The 21879-nt window shown below is 70.2% G+C and carries 22 protein-coding genes; 14 read left to right on the top strand and 8 right to left on the bottom strand.

The genetic code is table 11. From position 1 onward, the window contains the following. Positions 1-1347: an acetyl-CoA carboxylase biotin carboxylase subunit gene (accC, locus tag MWM08_RS22740; RefSeq protein WP_244460013.1), complete on the top strand. Its 1347-nt coding sequence runs from the start codon at positions 1-3 to the stop codon at positions 1345-1347. Positions 1348-1425: 78 nt separating this feature from the next. Then, positions 1426-1746, top strand: coding sequence for a quaternary ammonium compound efflux SMR transporter SugE (sugE, locus tag MWM08_RS22735; RefSeq protein ID WP_244408785.1), 321 nt, complete (start codon positions 1426-1428; stop codon positions 1744-1746). A 7-nt stretch (positions 1747-1753) separates the two neighbouring features. Here sugE and MWM08_RS22730 read toward each other — a convergent pair whose 3' ends face one another. Beyond that, positions 1754-3337, bottom strand: coding sequence for an ABC transporter substrate-binding protein (locus MWM08_RS22730; RefSeq protein ID WP_244408784.1), 1584 nt, complete (start codon positions 3335-3337; stop codon positions 1754-1756). Between the two features lie 101 nt (positions 3338-3438). Between MWM08_RS22730 and MWM08_RS22725 the strand changes: the two genes are divergently transcribed. The 6 genes from MWM08_RS22725 (at position 3439) to MWM08_RS22700 (ending at position 9948) form a co-directional block, all read left to right on the top strand. Next, entirely contained in the window at positions 3439-5034 is a 1596-nt protein-coding gene (locus MWM08_RS22725; RefSeq protein ID WP_244408783.1) for an ABC transporter substrate-binding protein, read from the top strand. Positions 5035-5053: 19 nt separating this feature from the next. After that, positions 5054-6061 (top strand): ABC transporter permease, encoded by a 1008-nt coding sequence (locus MWM08_RS22720; protein ID WP_244408782.1) that lies wholly within the window; start codon positions 5054-5056, stop codon positions 6059-6061. Continuing rightward, complete coding sequence (locus tag MWM08_RS22715; protein WP_244408781.1) at positions 6058-6984, top strand: ABC transporter permease; 927 nt, start codon at positions 6058-6060, stop codon at positions 6982-6984. Before MWM08_RS22720 ends, MWM08_RS22715 begins: the two co-directional genes overlap by 4 nt. A 124-nt stretch (positions 6985-7108) precedes the next feature. Further along, complete coding sequence (locus MWM08_RS22710) at positions 7109-8098, top strand: ABC transporter ATP-binding protein (RefSeq protein WP_244408780.1); 990 nt, start codon at positions 7109-7111, stop codon at positions 8096-8098. Next, positions 8095-9111: an ABC transporter ATP-binding protein gene (locus tag MWM08_RS22705; RefSeq protein ID WP_244408779.1), complete on the top strand. Its 1017-nt coding sequence runs from the start codon at positions 8095-8097 to the stop codon at positions 9109-9111. The genes MWM08_RS22710 and MWM08_RS22705 overlap by 4 nt, the downstream gene beginning before the upstream one ends. Before the next feature lie 159 nt (positions 9112-9270). Further along, positions 9271-9948 (top strand): FkbM family methyltransferase, encoded by a 678-nt coding sequence (locus MWM08_RS22700; RefSeq protein ID WP_244408778.1) that lies wholly within the window; start codon positions 9271-9273, stop codon positions 9946-9948. 34 nt (positions 9949-9982) lie between these two features. Here MWM08_RS22700 and MWM08_RS22695 read toward each other — a convergent pair whose 3' ends face one another. The 7 genes from MWM08_RS22695 to MWM08_RS22665 all read right to left on the bottom strand — a co-directional run bounded on the left by MWM08_RS22695 (position 9983) and on the right by MWM08_RS22665 (position 15541). Beyond that, positions 9983-11158, bottom strand: a complete 1176-nt coding sequence (locus MWM08_RS22695; protein ID WP_244408777.1) for an MFS transporter — start codon at positions 11156-11158, stop codon at positions 9983-9985. Beyond that, positions 11155-11922, bottom strand: a complete 768-nt coding sequence (locus MWM08_RS22690) for an NAD kinase (RefSeq protein ID WP_244408776.1) — start codon at positions 11920-11922, stop codon at positions 11155-11157. Before MWM08_RS22690 ends, MWM08_RS22695 begins: the two co-directional genes overlap by 4 nt. Then, positions 11919-12773, bottom strand: a complete 855-nt coding sequence (locus MWM08_RS22685; protein ID WP_244408775.1) for a carbon-nitrogen hydrolase family protein — start codon at positions 12771-12773, stop codon at positions 11919-11921. The genes MWM08_RS22690 and MWM08_RS22685 overlap by 4 nt, the downstream gene beginning before the upstream one ends. A gap of 260 nt (positions 12774-13033) precedes the next feature. Further along, positions 13034-13426 (bottom strand): hypothetical protein, encoded by a 393-nt coding sequence (locus MWM08_RS22680; RefSeq protein ID WP_244408774.1) that lies wholly within the window; start codon positions 13424-13426, stop codon positions 13034-13036. Next, entirely contained in the window at positions 13419-14441 is a 1023-nt protein-coding gene (gene moaA, locus MWM08_RS22675; RefSeq protein ID WP_244408773.1) for a GTP 3',8-cyclase MoaA, read from the bottom strand. Before moaA ends, MWM08_RS22680 begins: the two co-directional genes overlap by 8 nt. Before the next feature lie 168 nt (positions 14442-14609). Then, on the bottom strand, positions 14610-15365 hold the full coding sequence (locus tag MWM08_RS22670) for a sulfite exporter TauE/SafE family protein (RefSeq protein ID WP_244408772.1): 756 nt from the start codon (positions 15363-15365) through the stop codon (positions 14610-14612). Further along, a complete protein-coding gene (locus tag MWM08_RS22665) occupies positions 15362-15541 on the bottom strand; it encodes a DUF3553 domain-containing protein (RefSeq protein ID WP_244408771.1) in 180 nt (59 codons plus the stop codon). Before MWM08_RS22665 ends, MWM08_RS22670 begins: the two co-directional genes overlap by 4 nt. A 92-nt stretch (positions 15542-15633) precedes the next feature. On the opposite strand from MWM08_RS22665, the gene MWM08_RS22660 reads away from it, so the two are divergent. The 6 genes from MWM08_RS22660 to MWM08_RS22635 all read left to right on the top strand — a co-directional run bounded on the left by MWM08_RS22660 (position 15634) and on the right by MWM08_RS22635 (position 21802). Continuing rightward, a complete protein-coding gene (locus tag MWM08_RS22660) occupies positions 15634-16257 on the top strand; it encodes a histidine phosphotransferase family protein (protein ID WP_244408770.1) in 624 nt (207 codons plus the stop codon). Positions 16258-16360: 103 nt separating this feature from the next. Then, a complete protein-coding gene (locus MWM08_RS22655) occupies positions 16361-18994 on the top strand; it encodes a hybrid sensor histidine kinase/response regulator (protein ID WP_244408769.1) in 2634 nt (877 codons plus the stop codon). A 12-nt stretch (positions 18995-19006) separates the two neighbouring features. Beyond that, positions 19007-19495 carry a chemotaxis protein CheW gene (locus tag MWM08_RS22650; protein WP_255751367.1) on the top strand — a complete coding sequence of 163 codons (489 nt, stop codon included), beginning with the start codon at positions 19007-19009 and terminating at the stop codon, positions 19493-19495. An 11-nt stretch (positions 19496-19506) separates the two neighbouring features. Next, positions 19507-19890 (top strand): response regulator, encoded by a 384-nt coding sequence (locus MWM08_RS22645; protein WP_244408768.1) that lies wholly within the window; start codon positions 19507-19509, stop codon positions 19888-19890. Continuing rightward, a complete protein-coding gene (gene cheB, locus MWM08_RS22640; RefSeq protein ID WP_244408767.1) occupies positions 19887-20978 on the top strand; it encodes a chemotaxis-specific protein-glutamate methyltransferase CheB in 1092 nt (363 codons plus the stop codon). The genes MWM08_RS22645 and cheB overlap by 4 nt, the downstream gene beginning before the upstream one ends. Further along, positions 20975-21802 (top strand): CheR family methyltransferase, encoded by an 828-nt coding sequence (locus tag MWM08_RS22635; RefSeq protein ID WP_244408766.1) that lies wholly within the window; start codon positions 20975-20977, stop codon positions 21800-21802. Before cheB ends, MWM08_RS22635 begins: the two co-directional genes overlap by 4 nt. Positions 21803-21879 lie beyond the last annotated feature (77 nt).

Genomic DNA, 21879 nt, shown 5'->3' with positions numbered 1-21879 from the left:
ATGTTCGGCAAGGTGCTGATCGCCAATCGCGGCGAGATCGCGCTCCGTGTCCATCGTGCCTGCCAGGAGATGGGCATCCGCACCGTGGCCGTGCATTCCACCGCCGATGCCACGGCGATGCATGTTCGCCTGGCCGACGAGAGCGTGTGCATCGGCCCGCCGGCGGCGCGCGACAGCTATCTGAACGTCGCGGCGATCCTGTCGGCCGCGACCATCACCGGCGCAGACGCGGTGCATCCGGGCTACGGCTTCCTGAGCGAGAACGCCCGCTTCGCCGAGATGGTCGAGGCGCATGGGCTGAAGTTCATCGGCCCGTCGCCGGACCACATCCGCATGATGGGCGACAAGATCGCCGCGAAGGATGCGATGCGGCGGCTCGATGTGCCGCTGGTGCCGGGGTCGATGGGGGCGCTCGACACCTTCGAGGAAGCGCGCGCGGTCGCCGAGCAGGTGAAATACCCGGTGCTGATCAAGGCGGCCGCCGGTGGCGGCGGGCGTGGCATGAAGGTGGCGCGGTCCGCCGACGAGCTCGAGGAAGCCTGGCGCGTCGCACGCGGCGAGGCCAAGGCCGCCTTCGGCGACGATAGCGTGTACCTGGAAAAATACCTCGACCGCCCGCGGCATATCGAATTGCAGGTGCTGGCCGACACCCATGGCAACGTGGTGCATTTCGGCGAGCGCGACTGCTCGCTGCAGCGCCGCCACCAGAAGCTGGTCGAGGAAGCCGGCAGCCCGGTCCTGACCGGCGCCGAGCGCGATGCGCTGGGCGCACGCGTGACGGCAGGATTGTCGAAGCTCGGCTACCGCAATGCCGGCACGCTGGAATTCCTGTGGCAGGACGGTCAGTTCGCCTTCATCGAGATGAACACCCGCCTGCAGGTCGAACACCCGGTGACCGAGATGGTCTGCGGCATCGACCTGGTGAAGGAACAGATCCGCATCGCGGCGGGCGAACCGCTCGGCTACACGCAGGCGGACATCGCCTTCAGCGGCCACGCGATCGAATGCCGCATCACGGCCGAGGATCCCGACACCTTCGCCCCCAGCCCGGGGCGCGTGAACACCTACCATGCGCCGGGTGGCCTGGGCGTGCGCGTCGATAGCGCGCTGTATTCGGGCTACACCGTGCCGCCGCACTACGACAGCCTGGTGGCGAAGCTGGTGGTGCATGCGCCGTCGCGCCGCGAGGCGATCGGGCGCATGCGCCGTGCGCTGAGCGAGATGGTGGTGGCCGGCATCCGCACCACGCTGCCGCTGCACCAGGCGGTGATGGACGACCCCGAATTCCAATCCGGCGACTACACCATCCATTGGCTGGAACGCTTCGTGGCGGCGCGCCAGGGCTGAACGACTCCCGCGCCGGGGACGACCCCGGCGCGCATCGCGCAACGGTGGGGACGGCCCTGCCACAGGGGGAGACCTGTGATGGGATGGATCTATCTGCTGGGCGCCGGGCTGCTCGAGATCGGCTGGGCGATCGGGCTGAAATACACGCAGGGTTTCACGCGGCCGATGCCGACGGTGCTGACGGTGGCGAGCATGGTCTTCAGCCTCGGCCTGCTGGGCCTGGCGCTGAAGACGCTGCCGCTCGGCACCGCCTATGCGATCTGGACGGGGATCGGGACGGTCGGGACCGTCATCCTCGGCATCCTGCTGTTCGGCGAGGCGGCCACGGCCTTCCGCCTCGCCTGCGTCGGCTTGATCCTGGCCGGGATCGTCGGGTTGAAACTCGCGACCCCGGCGTGATCGCGGGTCAACGCGCCGGGCGCACGCCCATCGCCGTGGTGCGTTCGTCCATGCGGGCTTCGTAGGTGATGCCGCGGCGCGTCGCCCAGAAATTGACGAGCTGGTAGAGCGGGATCATCGCCTGGTGTTCCATGGTCACCAGGCGCACCGCCTCGCGCAGCATAACCTCGCGCCGTTCGTCATCGAGCGTCGCGGCGGCCTGTTCGGTCAGCGTATCCAGCGCGGCGTTCGAGAAGCGCGAGGAATTCGACGCGCCGCGCCGCCGCTCGCGGTCGTAGGTGCCGAAGATGTTGACGAGCATGTACGACGCCTCGCCGGTCACCGAGCCCCAGCCGCCCATGCGCATGTTGAATTCCTGGCGCGAGGTGCGCGCGGAATAGCTTGCCCAGGGCAGCGCCTGCACCTCGGTACGGACTCCGACGCGCGTCCACATCTGCGCCAGCGCCTGGCACGTGCGCGCGTCGTTGGGATAGCGGTCGTTGGGGCAGGATGCGGTGATGCGGAAGCCCTGCGGGTAGCCCGCTTCCGCCAGCAGGCGGCGCGCGCCCTCGGGGTCGTAGGCGGGCACCGGCACGTCGGGGTTGTAGCCGAAGGACCCCGGCGGCAGCCACTGGCCGGTCGGCCGCGCGGTGCCTTCCATGACGCGTTCTGCCAGCGCGGCGCGGTCGATCGCCATCGACATGGCGCGGCGCACGCGCAGGTCGTGGAACGGGTTGCGCGCGAGCGGGCGGCCGTCATTGTCGGTGACGAACAACGGGTTCTCGGCGCGCGAATAGTCCGGGATCATGTAGATCAGGCGCAGGCCCTGGATCTCGAACAGGCTGACGCGCGGTTCGCGGCGCAACCGTGCCAGGTCGGTCGAGGGCACCTGGTCGATCACGTCCACGTCGCCGGCCAGAAGTGCGGCTGTGCGCGAGGCATCGTTGGCGATGAAGCGATAGGACACGCGCGCCCAGGGCTGCGGGCCGGCCCAATAGGCATCGTTGCGGGCGAATTCGGTGCGGTCGCCCGAACGATACGACACCAGGCGATACGGCCCGGTGCCGATGGCGGCGGTGCCGGCATTGTACTGTTCGGTCTCCGCCCCCGTGCCCGCGTGCCGCGAGATGATCTGGATGGAGGCGAGTTCGACCGGCAGCAGCGGATGCGGGGCCGCGGTGTGGAAGCGGATGGTCAGCGGGTCCACCACCTCGACGCGCGTGATGGCGCGGATCAGCCCGGAGAATGTCCCGGGCGAATTGCGCACGGTCGGCACGCGCTCGATCGTGAAGGCGACGTCGTCGGCCGTGAGGTCGCGCCCGTCATGCCACTTCACGCCGGCGCGCAATCGGAATTCCCACAGGGTCGGTTCCACAGCGCGCCACGATTCCGCGAGCATGGGGCGCAGCCGCGCCTGCGCGTCGGTTTCGACCAGCCGGTCGAACATATGCTGCGTCAGGCTGATGTTCGGCGAGGCGTTGTAGAAATGCGGATCGAGCGAGGTGGGCGACCCGCCGATCCCGATGGTGAGGTTCTGTGCCGAGGCATGTGCGGCACCCGCCGCGATCATTGTGCAGGCAAGCAGTGCGCGGTGTGCGGGCAGGCGTGGCATGGCGGTGTCTCCTGGGCGCAGGCGAGGTGGCCGCGAGCCTAGCGGCGGCCAGGGCGTGCTGCTACAACCAACGCCACCAAAGACGACCCGGGAGGCTTGGAATGAAGCGGATCCACCAGCGGCAGGCCGCTGCCGCAAGCGTGTTCGCCACGGCGCTGGTGCTTGGCGCCGCGCCGGCGCTGGCGCAGACCGCGACCATCGCGGTGGGCGCACCGGTCACATCGATCGATCCGCACTACCACCAGCTCTCGCCGAACAACGCGGTCGCGGACATCATCTTCGACCGCCTGGTGAACAACGACCCACAGTCGCGCAACATCCCCGGCCTTGCCACCGAATGGCGCGCGGTCGAACCGACCGTGTGGGAATTCAAGCTGCGGCCCAATGTGCGCTTCCACAACGGCAACGCCTTCACCGCGGAAGACGTGGCCTTCACGCTGGCGCGGCTGCCCAACGTGCCGAACAGCCCGTCATCCTTCGCGGCCTATGCGCGGACCATGACGCGGGTCGAGATCGTGGATCCGCTGACCATCCGCTTCCACACGCCCCAGCCCTATCCACTGCTGCCGCTCGACATGACCAACGTGCGCATCGTCGACAAGGAAACCGCCGAGGGCGCGACCACCGAGGACTTCAACTCGCTGCGCGCCGCCATGGGCACCGGCCCCTATCGTGCGGTGGCGCACCGCAACGGCGACCGCATCGAATTCGAGCGCTGGGACGGCTACTGGGGCGAGCGCGCGCCCTTCCAGCGCGTGAACTACCGCATGGTGACCAACGACGCGGCGCGCACCGCAGCCCTGCTGGCCGGCGACGTGGACCTGATCGACCAGGTGCCGACCTCGGACCTCGCGCGGCTGCGCCAGGACCAGCGCGTGCGCGTGGCCGAGCAGGTTGGGCTGCGGCTGATCTTCCTCGGCCTCGATCACCTGCGCCCGGCCAACGAGAATTCGCCCTTCGTCACCGACAATGACGGCCGTCCGCTCGGTCGCAACCCGCTGGCCGACGTGCGGGTGCGCCGCGCCCTGTCCATGGCGGTCGACCGCCGCGCCATCGTCGAGCGCGTGATGGAAGGCGCGGCGGTGCCGGCCAACCAGTTCCTGCCCGAGGGCGTGTTCGGCCATGTCGGCGACCTGCAGGCGATCCCGTACGACCCGGATGGCGCGCGGCGCCTGCTGGCCGAGGCCGGCTACCCGCAGGGCTTCCGCATCACGCTGAACGGGCCGAACGACCGCTACATCAATGATTCGCGCATCGTGCAGGCGATCGGCCAGATGTGGACGCGCATCGGCGTGCGCACCGCGGTCGAGGCGCAGCCCTGGACCACCTTCGTGGGCCGCGCCGGGCGCAGCGAATACTCCGCCTTCCTGATCGGCTGGGGGTCGAACCCGGATGGGTCGCACCCGCTGCGCAACATCCTGGCGACCGTGAACCGGGACCGCGGCTGGGGTGCGTCGAACCGCGGGCGGTATTCCAATCCGCAGGTCGACGCGATGCTTCTGGAATCACTGTCCGAGCTGAACGAGCCGCGGCGCGGCGAACTGATCGTCGGTGCCATGCGCATCGCGATGCAGGATGTCGCGGTGGTGCCGATCCACATCCAGACCAACATCTGGGCGACGCGCCGCGGTTTCGAATACACCGCGAGCGTGGACGAGGGCACGCTGGCGCAGCGCCTGCGTCCCGCGCCACGCTGAACCCGAAGGAGCGCCGGCGATGACGGTCTACCTCGTGCGGCGCCTGATCCAGGCGCTGTTCGTCGTGCTGGCGATGTCCATCATCGTCTTCGTCGGCATCTACGGGATCGGCGACCCGGTCGAGATCCTGATCAGCCCCGACGCCGACCAGATCGAGCGCGAGCGCGCCGTGGCCGCGCTCGGCCTCGACCTGCCGCTGTGGGAGCAATACCTGGTCTTCCTCGGCAATGCGCTGCAGGGAGATCTGGGGCGATCCTTCGTGTTCAACGAACCCGCGCTGAAGCTGATCCTGCAGCGCATGCCGGCCACCATGGAGCTCGCCTTCGGGGCGATGTTCCTGTCCATCATCATCGGCCTGCCGCTGGGGCTCTATGCCGGGCTGCGCCCGGATTCGCCGGTCAGCAAGGGGATCATGGCGGGCTCCATCCTCGGCTTCTCGCTGCCGACCTTCTGGGTCGGGCTGATGCTGATCATGGTGTTCGCGGTGCAGCTCGGCTGGCTGCCCTCCACCGGGCGCGGGGAGACCTGTTCGATCGGCGGCTTCGTCGGGCTGACATCGTGCAGCGACGGGCTGCAATGGTCGTTCCTGACCATCGACGGGCTGCGGCACATGGCCATGCCGGCGCTGAATCTGGCGCTGTTCAAGATCAGCCTGGTGATCCGCCTGACCCGCGCAGGCGTGCGTGAAACCATGCTGATGGACTACGTGAAGTTTGCCCGCGCGAAGGGGCTTTCGCCGGCGCGCGTGACCTTCGTGCACGTGTTCAAGAACATCCTGATCCCGGTGGTGACCGTGGTCGGGCTGGAGCTGGGGTCCACCATCGCGTTCAGCGTGGTGACCGAGAGCATCTTCGCCTGGCCGGGCATGGGCAAGCTGATCATCGACAGCATCAACGTGCTCGATCGGCCGGTCATCGTGGCCTACCTGATGATCATCGTGCTGCTGTTCATCACCATCAACCTGATCGTGGACCTGACCTACTCGATGCTGGATCCGCGCGTGAGGCTGGAGACCAAGGGCACATGAGCGATGTCGCGCTGAAGGGGGCGCCGGCGAGCGCGCCGGTGCCCGCCAGGGTCGAGACGCCCTTCCGGCGCTTCGTCTCGGAATTCTGTGAATCCAAGGTGGCGGTGGGCGGGGCGATCGTCTTCGCCGCCATCGCGCTGATCGCGATCTTCGCGCCCTGGATCGCGCCGCAGAATCCCTATGACCTCGCGCAGCTCGACATCATGGACGGGCGCATGGAGCCTGGCACGGTGGGCGGGGCGGGCTTCACCTACTGGCTCGGCACCGACGACCAGGGCCGCGACATGATGTCGGGCATCATGTACGGGCTGCGTATCTCGCTGATGGTGGGCGCGGGCTCCGCGCTGATCGCCTGCGTGGTGGGCGCGTCGCTCGGGCTGCTCGCCGCCTATGCCGGCAAGAAGACCGACACGGTCATCATGCGCCTGGTCGACCTGCAGCTGTCCTTTCCGTCGATCCTGGTGGCGCTGATGATCCTGGCCTTCCTGGGCAAGGGCATCATGAACGTGGTCATCGCGCTGGTGATCGTGGAATGGGCGTATTATGCGCGCACCGTGCGCGGCACAGCGCTGGTGGAACGCCGGCGCGAATACATCGAGGCGGCGCAGTGCCTGGCGCTGCCCACGCACCGCATCCTGTTCCGCCACCTGCTGCCGAACTGCCTGCCGCCGCTGATCGTGGTGGCCACCATGCAGGTGGCGCGCGCCATCGCGCTGGAAGCCACGCTGTCGTTCCTGGGCCTCGGCGTGCCGATCACCGAGCCGTCGCTTGGCCTGCTGATCGCGAACGGCTACGAGTACATGCTGTCGGGCAAGTACTGGATTTCCTTCTATCCGGGCATCGCCCTGCTCATCACCATCGTGTCGATCAACCTGATGGGCGACCAGTTGCGCGACGTGCTGAATCCCAGGCTCAAGAAATGAGGCCTCGAACGCCGGCCGCCGGCTCCGCCGGCTTGGCTTTCGCGCCGACGTATTGTTGCGCTGACGCGGTGTTTGTCCTGCGCGCGCCGGCCGCTGTGCGGCCGGATTCGAGGAGCTGGAACCAGTGACCTCCGCACCGACGCTGGAGGTCCGCAACCTCCAGACCCACTTCTTCACCCGCGCGGGCGTGGTGAAGGCGGTGGACGATGTCTCCTTCACCGTGCGCCGCGGCAAGGTCCTGGGCCTGGTCGGCGAATCCGGATCGGGCAAGTCGGTCACTGGCTTCTCGATCATCGGGCTGGTGGATGCGCCCGGGCGCATCGCCGGCGGGTCCATCCTGTTCCAGGGCCGTGACCTCGCGAAGCTGAGCGAGGAGGAGATGCGCGACCTGCGGGGCAACCGCATCGCGATGATCTTCCAGGACCCGATGATGACGCTGAACCCGGTCCTGCGCATCGACACGCAGATGATCGAGACGGTGCAGGCGCATCGGAAGGTCAGCCACGAAGCCGCGCGGCAGCGCGCGCGCGACACGCTCGGCATGGTGGGCATCCCCTCGCCGGACGAACGGCTCAAGGCCTATCCGCACCAGTTCTCGGGTGGCATGCGCCAGCGTGTCGCGATCGCCATCGCGCTGCTGCACGAACCGGAACTCATCATCGCCGACGAACCCACCACCGCGCTCGACGTGACCATCCAGGGGCAGATCCTGGCGGAGGTGCAGAAGCTGGCCGAGACCACCGGCACCTCGCTCATTTGGATCACGCACGACCTGTCGGTCGTGGCCGGCCTCGCGGACGACATTGCCGTGATGTATGCCGGGCGCATCGTCGAGAAAGGCACGGTCGCGGAAGTGCTCGACCGTCCGCTACATCCCTATACCGCCGGGCTGATCGGCTCCGTGCCGTCGCGCAACAAGCGCGGCGAGCCGCTGCGGCAGATCCCGGGCATGACGCCCTCCCTGCTGAACCTGCCGCCCGGTTGCGCCTTCCGTTCGCGTTGCCCGCGCGCCGCCGCCCCCTGCATGGCCGAACCCGAAATGCGCGAAATCCTCCCGCAGCGCGAAGCACGCTGCTTCCTGCCGCTGACGTCGGATGCGGAGCAGGCGGCATGAGCGCAGCACTCGATGCCGGGTCGCCGATGGTGGAACTGCGCGGCATCTCGCGCCGGTTTGAGAAGAAGCTCGACTTCGCGGGCAAGATCGCGCGCAAGCTCGGCGCGCCGGTGCGCGAGGAAGTGGTCCACGCGGTCGACCAGGTGGACCTGACCATCCGCAAGGGCGAGGTGGTGGGCCTGGTCGGCGAATCCGGCTGCGGCAAGTCCACGCTCGGGCGCATGGTGGCGGGCATCCTGCCGCCATCGGACGGCGTGATCATGCGCAACGGCACCGACATCCTGTCCCGCAACAACGCCGCGGCGCGGGAGATGAAGCTGCGCACGCAGATGATCTTCCAGGACCCCTACGCGTCGCTCAACCCGCGCATGCGCGTGGCGGACATCGTGGGCGAGGCGCCGCTGGTGCATGGCATCGTCACGCGCGCGGGCTACGAATCCTACGTCGACGAACAGATGCGCCGCGCGGGTCTCGACCCCGCCTTCAAGCGGCGCTACCCGCACCAGTTCTCGGGCGGGCAGCGCCAGCGCATCGGGATCGCGCGCGCGCTCGCGGTGAAGCCAGACTTCATCGTCTGCGACGAGGCGGTGGCCGCCCTGGATGTCTCGATCCAGGCGCAGATCCTCAACCTGTTCATACGGCTGCGGACGGAACTCGACCTCACCTACCTGTTCATCAGCCACGACCTGGGCGTAGTCGAGCACATCTCGGACCGCGTCGTGATCATGTATCTCGGCCGCGTGGTCGAGGAAGCGCCATCCGAGACGGTCTTCGCGCGCCCGAACCACCCCTACACGCAGTCGCTGCTGGCCTCGGTCCCGCGCATCGAGAGCCGCAAGCGCGCCTTCTCGGTGGTGAAGGGGGAAATCCCGTCGCCGCTCAACCCGCCGCCGGGCTGCCATTTCCATCCGCGCTGCCCGCATGCGATGGAACGCTGCAGGGTGGAGGTGCCGGTGCTGCGCGAAGTGGCGCCGGGGCAGCGCAGCGCCTGCCATCTGAACGACAGTCGCTGACGCTGCGTTTTCGCGACGCGGCAGGCCCCGTGTGTCCGCTGCTCGCGCGGCGGTGCCCACACTTCGCACGTCGGGCTGTGCGCACCGCGCGAGGCATGGCCGTTTCTTCACGGATTCATTGTAGCCCGCCTGCCCCGCGTTGCGTTAACTGGCGAGCTCATGAACATCTTCCAGCACATCGCCCGGTTCGACCCGCGGTTCGCGCCGACCTGCGTCTTCGACATCGGGGCGAATATCGGCCAGACCGTCGGCCAGATACGGCGCGCCTGGCCCAGTGTTCTTGTCCATGCCTTCGAGCCGATCAGCAGCACCTTCGCGAAGCTCGAGGAGAACACTGCGGACGACGCGGCGCTGGTGCGCCATCGGCTGGCCTTCGGCAGCCGTGCCTGCCGCGCCGTCATGCATGCCGAACCGCAGGGTCTGTTGAATCGTATCGTCGGCACCGGCAGTCGCAAGCCACCGGGCCGTGGCCCAACCGAGGAAGTCGAGGTCGTCATGGGCGACGCCTTCTGCGCCGCACAGGGCATCACCGACATCGGCATGCTGAAGGTCGACACCGAGGGTCATGACCTCGAAGTCCTGGTCGGCTTCCGTGAGATGCTGGCGGCCCGGCGCATCACCTATGTCGAGGTGGAATGCGCGATCGCGCCCGACAACGCCATGCATGTCCCGTTGTCGCGCCTGTCGGACTTCCTGTTCGCCTTCGGCTACGGCCTGTACAATCTGTATCCGGGCATTCGCCGCAATCTGAACACCAACAAGCCGGAACGCGGCATGTGGTACGGCAACGCTGTATTCGTGGCCGAAGCCTGGCCCGACAACGCCGAGTACGCCTGACCCGCCGCGTCGATGTGTCGTCAGCGGTGCCGCGTCAGCGCGGCCGCGCCGCCATCGCGAAGCCCAGCAGCGCCAGGCCCCCGACCGCCGTCAGCAGCCACGGCACCGCCGCATAGCCGCCCAGACCATCCCACAGCAGCGCCAGCAGCAGCGGCGCGGCGGTGCGCGGCAGCATCGCGATGGCCGACAGGGCGCCGGTGACCGCGCCGTAGCCCTCGCGACCCAGGATCTCGGCCGTGCCGGCCGCGCGGACGATGGTCATGAGCCCATCCGCGACCGCCCAGCACAGGACGAAGGCGATGGTCAGCGCCAGGCTGCTCGGCGCCACCGCCAGCGCCAGCATTCCGACAGGCACCAGCCCTGACGCCAGCAGCCCCACGCTGCGCATGGTGGCGGCCCGCCCCGCGGCGAACAGGAGGCCCCGCGCCACGACCTGCGCGGGGCCGTGCGCCGCGGCCAGCAGCAGCACCGTCGCCTCGGGCCAGCCGCGTTCGCGCAGCAGCGGGATCAGGTGCGCACCCAGGCCCGTGGCGATGAAGGCATGCGCGGCGAAGCACAGCGCGAGGCCCGCGAAGGCTGGCTGCCGCAGCCGCGTGCGCAGAGGGATCCGCGTGGCGGCGGCGGCCAGCCCGGGCGCGGGGCGGCGCGCATGGCGTAGCATCAGCACCGTGATCACCGCCGATGCGCCCTGCAGGGCGGCCAGCGCCTGCAGCGCTCCGCGCCAGCCCAGGGCGTGGATCAGCCATTCGCTGAACGGCAGGAAGACGGTGCCGGTCAGCCCCGTGACGAAGCTGATGATGGTGATGGTGCGTGTCGCGTCCCGCGCTTCGGCCACCACCACCGCCATCGCGATTCCCCACAGCCCGATCGCCTGCGCGACCCCGATGCCGATCCAGATCGCGAAGAAGACGACGGGGTGCGCCACCAGGCTCCAGGCCACCAGCAGCGCGGCGGCCGCGATGGTGCCGGCCGTCATCATGCCATGCGGGCCGTGCCGGTCGAACCACCGCCCCGCCGGCGCGGCCGCGAGGCCCGAGGCCAGCAGCCCGCAGGTATAGGCGGCGTTGATCAGCACGCGCGACCAGCCGAGTTCGGCCTCCATCGGGGCAACCATCAACGGGAAGGGCGTGAACAGCGTGCCCCAGCCGATCAGCTGGGTGCTCGCCATGCCCCAGACCAGCGCGCGGTCGGACAGGCCGCGGCCGCTCACACCGTGAACTGCTCCGCGATGATGCGCTCCGACAGGCCGTGGTCGGGGTCGAACAGCAGCGTGAGGGAGACGTCGCGCGCCTCGCGCACCTCGACACGGCGCACGTCGCGCACCTCGGTGTAGTCGGCCACCGCGGCGACCGGGCGCTTGTCGGGTTCCAGGATCTCGAACACCACCTCGACATCGGCGGGCAGCAGCGCGCCGCGCCAGCGCCGGGGCCGGAAGGCCGAGATCGGCGTCAGCGGCAGCAGGTTCGCCCCAAGTGGGACGATCGGCCCATGCGCCGACAGGTTGTAGGCGGTACTGCCGGCGGGCGTGCTGATCAGGATGCCGTCGCAGATCAGTTCCTCGAGCCGCTGCTTGCCGTCGACCAGGATGCGCACCTTGGCCGCCTGGCGGCTCTCGCGCAGCAGCGAGACCTCGTTGATGGCGAGCGCCTGCACCGGCGCGGCGCCGTTGCGGAAGGCGCGCATGCGCAGCGGGTGCAGGGTCGAGGCCTGCGCGGCGGCGATGCGCGCGGGCAGGTCGTCCTCCCGCCAGTCGTTCATCAGGAAGCCGACCGAGCCGCGGTTCATGCCGTACACGGGCACGCCACGATGCAGGAAGCGATGCAGCGTCTCGAGCATGAAGCCGTCGCCGCCCAGCGCCACCACGACCTCGGCGGTATCCGGGTCGGCGGCGCCGTAGCGGGCGGCGAGTGCTTCCTGCGCGGCCCGCGCCGCCTCGTTCTGCGCGGCGAGGATCGCGAGGCGCGGGGCGCTCACGCGCCGGCCTTCGCGACCCAGCCGCGCGCGGCCTCGCGGTGTTCCAGCAAGGGCATGCCGGCGCGCACGCGGGCGGTCACCGCCGGGTCGATGCGCGCCGTGGCCCAGCCGATGCCGTCGCTGCACTTCGCGACCACATGGCCCCAGGGGTCGGCCACCAGCGAATGGCCGTAGACGCTGCGCGCGGCTCCGCGTTCCTCGTAGGTGCCGTACGACGCCGCCGCGATCATCCAGCACTGGGTGTCGATGGCGCGCGCGCGCAACAGCGCCTCCCAGTGGTCCTTGCCGGTCTGCAGCGTGAAGTTGGACGGCACCAGGATGGCTTCCGCGCCGCGGCGGCGGAGGTGCTGGTACAGTTCGGGGAAGCGGATATCGTAGCAGATGGTGCAGGCGAAGCGGATGCCGCGCGCGTCGAACATCGCGAGGTCCGACCCGCCGCCATACAGCGCGCTTTCGCGATATCCCGTGCCGTCGGGGGCGGTGATGTCGAACAGATGGATCTTGCGGTAGCGCGCCACCTCGGTGCCGTCGGGGCCAAACACAAGCGTGGTGTTGAACAGCTTCTCGCCGCCATCCTCGATGATGGAGCCGCCATGCACCGTGATGCCGTGGCGGCGCGCGAGGCCGCGCAGCATCTCATACGCCGCGCCACCCTCGGCGCCGGGTTCGGGCAGCACCTCGGCCGCAGCGCGGCGGCTTTCGCGCCCGCCGCCGAGGTTGGTCCAGGTCTCGGGCAGGGAGACCAGGCCGGGGCGGTCGGCTTCCACCGCGGCCTCGATCAGGCGCTGCGCCTGCGCGAGGTTGGCGGCCTTGTCGCTGCCCTGGTTCATCTGGATCACGGAGATATGCATTTTCCTGCCCTTAGGCGCCGGGCGCCCGCATGCGCGGGCTTGGCTTTCGCGCCCTGTACTGTTCCGCCGGCGGCGACGTGCGGGTTGGGCGCGGTCGCGCTGTGCGCGCCCGGATCGCGCGGGGCGCGATCCGACAGGCGTGGCAATCGAGCGCCGGCGGCTCGTGCGGGGGCGGGGGTGTCGCGCACCGCAATCGGCGCACCGCCAGGATGCGCCGCGGGGCCGGTTCGGAGGTCACGCGCGCATCCGCGCTTGGCGCGTCACGCGTCGCGATCCGTTCGCGGCCAATCGAGCCGCGGTTCGGCTCGCCCGCGCACCACGCGCGCGGCGGGCGGGGGCACCGGCGGGCGCGTCGGCTCTGGCGGGGCGATGCGCGGTTCGGCGCGGCGTGACGGCGGGGCCACGTAGTCTTCCTCCACCACGGTGCGCGCTGCCGTTCCGGGCTGGCGCAGCAGGGCACGGATCTCGCTGCGCAGGTCGGCGAGTTCCGCCTCCACCGCCTCGAGCCGCGACTTCACGCCGAACACCGCATAGGGCATGGCCAGCAGCGCCAGCAGCGAAATGCCGATCGCCAGCAGGATGACCAGGCCCACCCAGGAGGGCAGGCCCGGGATGGAGAGCCGTTCGATCAGCCCCTGCAGCGTGTCAGCCACCGGTCATGCTCATATGGCGCGCGACGGCGGGGGATTTGCGCCGGCGGTCGATCACGAAGTCATGGCCCTTCGGCTTGCGCGCGATGGCGTCGCGGATCGCCTGCGCCAGCGCGGCATCGTCCACGCTGGGGTCGCGCAGCAGCTCGCGGAATTCGGCGGCATCGTCCTGGCCCAGGCACATGAACAGCGTGCCGGTGCAGGTGAGACGCACCCGGTTGCAGGATTCGCAGAAGTTATGAGTCATCGGCGTGATGAAGCCGATGCGCCGGCCGGTCTCCTGCACTGTCACGTAGCGGGCGGGGCCGCCGGTCGCGTAGTCGGTGTCCGTGAGCGTCCAGGTCCGGCGCAGGCGGGACCGCACGAGCGACAGCGGCAGATACTGGTCGGTGCGGTCCTGGCTGATCTCGCCCATCGGCATGGTCTCGATCAGGCAGAGGTCGAAGCCGTGTTCGCCGCACCAGGCGACCATGCGATCGAATTCGTCCTCGTTCACGCCCTTCAGCGCCACCGCATTGATCTTGATGGCGAGCCCGGCGGCCTTGGCGGCGAAGATGCCATCCAGCACCTGGTCGATCTTGCCCCAGCGCGTCATGGCGGCGAAGGCGCCGGGGTCGAGCGTATCCAGCGAGACATTGATCCGCCGCACGCCTGCGGCGAACAGGTCGTCGGCCATCTTCGCCAACTGCGTGCCGTTGGTCGTGAGGGTGAGCTCGCGCAGACCGCCGGCGCCGATGCGCGCGCCAAGGCTGCGCACCAGCGTCATCACGCCCTTGCGCACGAGGGGTTCGCCGCCGGTCAGGCGGATCTTGTCGGTGCCCAGCGCGATGAAGGCGCCACACAGCCGGTCGATCTCCTCGAGCGACAGGATCTCCCGCTTCGGCAGGAAGGTCATGTCCTCGGCCATGCAATAGACGCAGCGCAGGTCGCAGCGGTCGGTGACCGACACGCGGAGGTAGCTGATGCCGCGCCCGAAGGGGTCGGTCAGCGGCGCCGGCGCGGAAGGAAGTCCTGGCATATTGGGGATTTGGGGCCGGAGGGGCAGCCGCCGCAAGCCCCTTTCACCGCCCTAGTGTCCTGATTTCGAAGTCCAACGGACTTCGTCCTCAGGCCACTCGTCTTGCTTTGCCGTGGCCTGCTCGTCCGCTGCGTTCGCTGGAAGTCCAGCGAACTTCGCGGCAGGACACTACCCGAACAGCGCCAGGCCACCCGCCACCAGCAGCACCCCCATCGCGAAGGGGCGGTACAGCCGTTCCGGCACCACCTTGAACAGCCGCGCGCCGATCGGCACCGAGAGCGCCATGACCGGCAGCAGCACCGCCAGGCGCACCAGCACCGGCAGGTCGATCAGGCCCCCGATCAGCGGCGGCACGATCGACACGATGGCGATGGTGGCGAAGAACATGATGAGGTTGGCGCGGTGGCGCCGCGCTTCCTCGAGGCCGGCCAGCAGGTACAGGATCACCGGCGGGCCGCTCATGCCGGTCGCACCCTTCAGCAGCCCCGCCGCGGTGCCGACCGCGAGGTTGAGCGGCAGCGGGCGGGACCCGTGGTAGCGCCAGCCCGACATCAGCAGCAGCCCGAACACCAGCACGAATCCGCCGATGAAGCGGCGCAGCGCATCGCCATCCGCGCTCAGCAGGATCCAGGCGCCGAGCGGCGTGGCCAGCGCTGCCGCGCCGCCCAGCGGCAGCACCACGCGCCGGTCGGCATCCTTGATGGCAGCCGGGAGCAACTGCACCGAGACCACCAGTTCCATCAGCAGCATGACCGGGATGCCCGCGCGCGGCCCCCAAAGCAGCGAATAGACCGGCGCCAGGATCACCGCCGTGCCGAAGCCCGAATAGCCCCGCATGATTCCGGCGATGGCGGTCGCCACGATCGCGCCCGCCAGACGCCAGTCGAGCAGGATCGGGGTGGCAATCTCAACCCACGCGATCACCGGCGGTCATCCTCGATCACGTCCAGCACAACCACGGCGGCGTTGATCAGGACCTTCCCGGCGTGCTCGAAATTGACGGTAATGCGATCGCCTGTCACCGACTGCACTTGTCCGATACCCCAGTCGGGCTGACCCGGAAGGCGAACGCGCATGCCTGGCTCGATGATTGCGGTCACGCGATGATGGCCATCAAGGTTCCGGCGCTAAGATGGCGGAAGCACCGCAGAGGATACTGTCTCGCCCCATGACGCAAGGGATGTCCCGGGCCATGCCCTCCGTACCGCCGCTGTCCGATCTGCGCCTGGCGCGGTTGGTCGGTCTTCGCCTGTGCCATGACATCAGCGGCGTGGCGGGCACCGTCGGCAATGCGCTCGAGCTGCTGGACGGCGCGGGGTCGGAGGCCGCCGACCTGGCGGTCGATGCCGCCGCGGTGCTGCGCCGGCGCCTGCTGCTGTGGCGTGCCCTGCTGGGCGGACAGGGCGAGTCGGCGCTCGGCACCGTGCTGGGGCTTGCCACCGGCGAGATCGCGGGCGGGCGGGCCAGCGCCGATGCCGCAGCGCTCGATGCCGGCATCATGGTCGCCGAGGAAGTGGTGCCGGTGCTGCTCACTGCCGTGCTGCTCGCGGGCGAGGCGCTGCCGCGCGGCGGCGTGGTGCGCCTGGTGGGCGACCCGCACCGCGAGATGGCGGTGCTGCCCGAGGGCCCGCGCGCAGCCTGGCCGCCGGCGCTGCTGCGCGCGGTGGCGGGGGCGCCGCTGCCGAACGAGCCGACCGGGCGGGAGGTGCTCTCGTTGTGGCTGGCCGCGACCGCGGCGGCAGGCAGCGTCAGCCTGAGCCTGGCGATGCCGCCAGGCGAGGGCTGCGGGCCGCTGCTGCTGAGCATCGGCGAATAACGCACGCGCCGCGGCGGCGGGGCGCGGGCTCCGCCGCCGTGCTTTACCGATTCTTTGGCCCCTGCCGGCCATGCTGCCGCGGCACGCACCCGCGGGGATGGCAATGGACGATCTGCTGGCCGACTTCCTGACCGAAACCCACGAGGGGCTAACCGCGCTCGACTCCGCGCTGCTGCGACTCGAACGCACGCCCGACGACCAGCCCACCCTGTCGGAAGTCTTTCGCCTGGTGCACACCATCAAGGGGACCTGCGGGTTCCTGGGCCTCGCGCGGCTCGAGGCGGTGGCCCATGCGGCCGAGAATGTGCTCGGGCGCTACCGCGACGGGTCGCTGCCAGTCACGCCGGCGGGCATCAGCCTGATCCTGTCCTCGCTCGACCGCATCAAGGCGATCGTCGCCGGGCTGGAGGCGGCCGGCGCCGAGCCGGCGGGCGACGACGCGCCCTTGATCGAAGCCCTGAACGCGGCAGCCGAGGGCCGCAGCACACCCGCCGCCGCGCCCGCCGCCGCTCCTGCAGCCGCACCGCAGGCCGAGGCGCCCGCCCCCGCGGCGGCACCGCCGGCCGAGGCACCTGTCGCTGCCGCGCCGGACGTGCCGGCCGCCGCCGCCGAGGCGACCGGCGGCATCGCCGCCCCGCTGACCATCCGCGTCGCGGTCGATGTGTTGGAAGACCTGATGACGCTGGTCAGCGAGCTCGTGCTGACGCGCAACCAGCTGCTGCAGCTGGCGCGCGGGCATCATTCGGACGCCTTTGCGGTGCCGCTGCAGCGGCTGTCGCACATCACCTCCGACCTGCAGGAGGGGGTGATGAAGACGCGCATGCAGCCGATCGGCAATGCCTGGTCGAAGCTGCCGCGCCTGGTGCGCGACCTGTCGATCGAACTGGGCAAGAAGATCGAGCTCGACATGCGCGGCGCGCAGACCGAACTCGACCGCCAGGTGCTGGAGCTGATCCGCGACCCGCTGACGCACATGGTGCGCAATTCGGGCGACCACGGGCTGGAAACGCCCGAACAGCGCCGCGCCGCCGGCAAGCCGGAAACCGGTCGCATCCTGCTGAACGCCTACCATGAAGGCGGGCACATCATCATCGAGGTGGGTGACGACGGGCGCGGCCTGCCGGTGGAGCGCATCCGCGCCAAGGCGCTGGCGAACGGCCTCGCGACCGAGGCGGAACTCGCCCAGATGCATGAGCGCGAGGTGCTGCGCTTCATCTTCGCGCCGGGCTTCTCGACCGCGCAGCAGGTCACGTCCGTGTCCGGCCGCGGCGTTGGCATGGATGTGGTCAAGACCAACATCGAGAAGATCGGCGGCACGGTCGAACTCTCGTCCAAGGAAGGGCGCGGGACGACCTTCACCATCAAGATCCCGCTGACGCTGGCGATCGTCTCGGCGCTGATCGTCGAGGCGGGGGGCGAGCGCTTCGCGCTGCCGCAGATCGGCGTGGTGGAACTGGTGCGCGTCGCCGCCGGCGGGGCAAATCCCGGCGTCTCGGCGGGCGGCGCGAACGCCACGGCCGGCGCGGGCGGCCAGGATGGCGGGCCGCGCATCGAACGCATCAAGGACGCCCCGGTGCTGCGGCTGCGCGACCGGCTGCTGCCGCTGGTCTCGCTGGCCGGGCTGCTGCGCCTGCCAGCGCCGGAGCGCCAGGCCGAGGGCTTCGTGGCGGTCATGCAGGTGGGCGGGCAGGCCTTCGGCATCATCCTGGACCGCGTCTTCGATACCGAGGAGATCGTGGTGAAACCGGTGGCGCCCATCCTGCGCCACGTCACCATGTTCAGCGGCAACACCATCCTTGGCGATGGCAGCGTGATCATGATCCTCGACCCGAACGGGATCGGCCGCGCCGCGGGTGTCGGCGCCGATGCGGCGGGCGAGGACGCGCGCCGCACAGCCACCACGGCGGGCGGGATGCGATCGGATGCCAGCGCATCGCTGCTGCTGTTCCGCGCCGGGGATGAAACCCCCAAGGCGGTGCCGCTCGGCCTGGTTGCGCGGCTCGAGGACATTCCGGCGGACCGCATCGAGATGTCGGGCGCGACGCCGGTGGTGCAGTACCGCGGCGCGCTGATGCCGCTGATCCCGGTCTCGCCCGGCTGGATGCGCCCCGATGGCGCGGCGCGCCAGGCGGTGCTGGTCTTCACCGAGAACGACCGCGCCATGGGCCTGATGGTCGACGAGATCCTGGACGTGATCGACGAGCGGCTCGACATCCAGCCAGGGTCGGGGCGTGCGGGGTTCATCGGTTCGGCGGTGATTTCGGGCCGCGTGACCGAGGTGCTGGACACCGCCTGGTGGCTCGCGCAGGGCGGCGAGGACTGGTTCCGCACTGCACGGTCCGCAGCGGCGGGCAAGTCGCGCCCGCGCCTGCTGATGGTCGAGGACAGCGCCTTCTTTCGCCACCTGGTGGTGCCCGCGCTGTCGGCCGCCGGTTACGAGGTGATGGCTGTCGATGGCCCCGCTGCCGCGCTGCGCCTGCGCGAGGAAGGCCACGTCTTCGACGCCGTGGTGTCCGACATCGAGATGCCGGACATGGACGGCATTGCCTTTGCGAAGGCGGTGCGCGCCGGTGGCGCCTGGGAAGCCATGCCGCTGATCGCGCTGTCGTCGCGCGCCGAGCCCGCCGACGTGGCGCGCGGGCGTGAGGCCGGCTTCACCGACTATGTCGCCAAGTACGACCGCGAGGCGTTGCTGCAGTCCCTGCAGGACTGCCTGTCGGCGTCGGTCGCGGCCTGAGGGATACGCCAGATGGAACAGACCGCCGCCGCGCCCGCCGGGCGCCCCGCCCCGCCCAACGCCACCCGCCATGAACGGGAGGAGGATGTCTTCCTGACGCTGACGGTCGCCGGGCAGTCCTGCGCCGTGCCGGTGCTGATGGTGCGCGACGTGCTGGGCCCGCAGGCCATCACGCGCATTCCGCTCGCCCCGCCCGAGATCGCCGGCAGCCTGAACCTGCGCGGGCGCATCGTGACGGCGGTGGATCTGCGCCTGCGCCTCGGCCTGCCGCCGCGCGAGGCCGGCCCCGCGCCCATGAGCGTGGTGGTGGAGCAGGCGGGCGAACTCTATTCCCTGCAGGTCGACGAGGTGGGCGAGGTGGTGCCGCTGCCCGCCGCGGGCTTCGAGCCCAACCCGCCGACGCTCGACCCGTTCTGGCGCGATGTCTCGCGCGGGGTGCATCGGCAGGAGCACCGGCTGACCATCGCGCTCGAGGTCGACCGCGTGCTGGCGATCAGCTGAGGAGACCGGCCATGACCGATCGCACCTGCCTTGTCGTGGATGACAGCCTGGTCGTGCGCAAGGCCGCACGTCGCATCATCGAGGGCCTGGGCTTCACCGTGACCGAGGCGAAGGACGGACAGGAGGCGCTGGAGGCCTGCCGCGCCAGGCTGCCCGACGGCGTCCTGCTCGACTGGAACATGCCGGTGATGGACGGCATCACCTTCCTGCGTGCGGCGCGCGCGGAATTCGGGCCGGACCATCCGCGCATCGTGCTCTGCACGACCGAGGCGGAGTTCGCCCGCATCGTGCAGGCGCTGGAAGCCGGCGCGCAGGAATACGTGATGAAGCCCTTCGACGCGGAGATCATCCGCGACAAGTTCGAGCAGGCCGGGCTGCTGGAGCCTGCGGCATGAGCCTGCCCGCCCCCGCGGGCAACGACGTACGGGTGATGCTGTGCGACGACAGCGCCACGGCGCGCGCCATCCTGCGCCGGCTGCTGGAATCGGAACCGGGCATCCGCGTGGTGCACCAGGCGGCGAACGGGCGTGACGCGCTGGATGCGCTGGCGGCCGCGCGGCCGGATGTCGTGCTGCTCGACCTCGAGATGCCGGTGATGGACGGCATGACGGCGCTGCCGCTGATCCTGAAGGCGGCGCCGCAGGCGGCGGTGATCGTGGCCAGCGCATTGACGCAGCGCGGTGCCAAGGCGGCGATCGCGGCGCTGGCCGCAGGTGCCGCGGACTACGTGCCGAAGCCGCAGGGCGCGGCCGGCGGCGCGGCCGACCCGGTGTTCAAGGGCGAACTGGTCGCCAAGGTGCGCGGCTGGGCGCGGATGAAGCGGCAGGAGAAGGCCGCCCCCCCACGCGCCGCGCCGCTGCGCCCGCCACCACCCACGCGCCCACCCGGCCCGGCCAGGGGCCGGCCGGCGCTGGTCGCGATCGGGTCCTCGACCGGCGGGCCGCAGGCGCTGGCCACGCTGGTCAAGCGACTGCCGCGGCTGCCGGTGCCTGTGGTGGTGGTGCAGCACATGCCCGCCGGCTTCACCACCATGCTGGCGGAACACCTCGACCGCATGGGCCAGCAGCGTTGCGCCGAGGCGAAGGATGGCGAGGCGCTGCAGCCCGGGCGCATCCATTTGGCCCCCGGCGACCACCACCTGCTGGTGGAAGCGGCCGCGGGCGGGCTGCGCGCGCGCCTGACCAGTGGCCCGCCGGAGAATTTCTGCCGCCCCGCGGTGGACCCGATGCTGCGCAGCGCGGTCGGCGCCGTGGGCGGGCGGCTGCTGGCGGTGATCCTGACCGGCATGGGGCATGACGGGCTCGAGGGCTGCCGCGGCGTGGTGGCCGCCGGCGGCACGGTGCTGGCGCAGGACGAGGCATCCTCGGTGGTCTGGGGCATGCCCGGCGCGGTCGCGCGCGCCGGCCTGCCGCAGCTGCTGGCGCCGCCCGAGGCGCTGGCCGAACGCATTGCCGCGATCGCGGCCGAAAGGGTCACGGCATGACGCCCGACAGTTTCAACTACCTGGCCGGGCTGGTGAAGCAGCGCTCCGGCATCGTGCTGACCGCGGACAAGGGCTACATGCTCGAGACGCGCCTGGCGCCGATGCTGCGGCGCGACGGGATCGCCGGGCTCGATGCGCTGGCGCTGCGCCTGCGCGCCCCCGGGTCGACCGCCCTGGCCGCCGAGGTGGTCGAGGCGCTGACCACCAACGAGAGCTCCTTCTTCCGCGACGGCAAGCCCTTCGAGCACCTGAAGAAGCTGTTGCCGAAGCTGGCCGCGGCGCGCCCGGCCGGTCATGTCATCCGCATCTGGTCGGCCGCCTGCTCCTCGGGGCAGGAGGCCTATTCCATCGCCATGACGGTCGCCGAACTCGGCACTGCCATGGCCGGCAAGCGCGTCGAAATCCTGGGCACTGACCTCTCGCGCGAGATGCTCGACCGCGCGCAGCAGGCAGTGTTCACGCAGTTCGAGGTGCAGCGCGGCCTGCCGGTGCAGATGCTGGTCAGGCACTTCATCCAGGACGGCACGCGCTGGCGTGTGAAGCCCGAATTGCGGGCCATGGCGCGCTTCCAGCCCTTCAACCTGCTGGACGATCCGCGCAGCCTGGGGCGTTTCGACATCGTCTTCTGCCGTAACGTGCTGATCTATTTCGACGCGCCGACCAAGTCGCGCGTGCTGGCCACGCTGGCGGGGCTGCTGCCGCCGGATGGCGTGGTCTACCTGGGCGGCGCGGAGACCGTGCTCGGCTTGACCGAACGCTTGGTGCCGGCGGCCGGGGAGCGCGGTGTGTACGAGCCGGCACGCCCGGCGGCGCGCAGCGCGTGATGCCAGGTTGACGGTCAGGCCGCCGCGGCAGCGCTTGGGCGGGCGAAGATGCGACGCCCACCCCACCCGCACGATAT

This window comes from Roseomonas fluvialis, assembly GCF_022846615.1.
GTDB lineage: Bacteria > Pseudomonadota > Alphaproteobacteria > Acetobacterales > Acetobacteraceae > Neoroseomonas > Neoroseomonas fluvialis.
The sequence above is the reverse complement of the archived record's forward strand: the minus strand, read 5'-3'. Positions and strand labels throughout refer to the sequence as shown.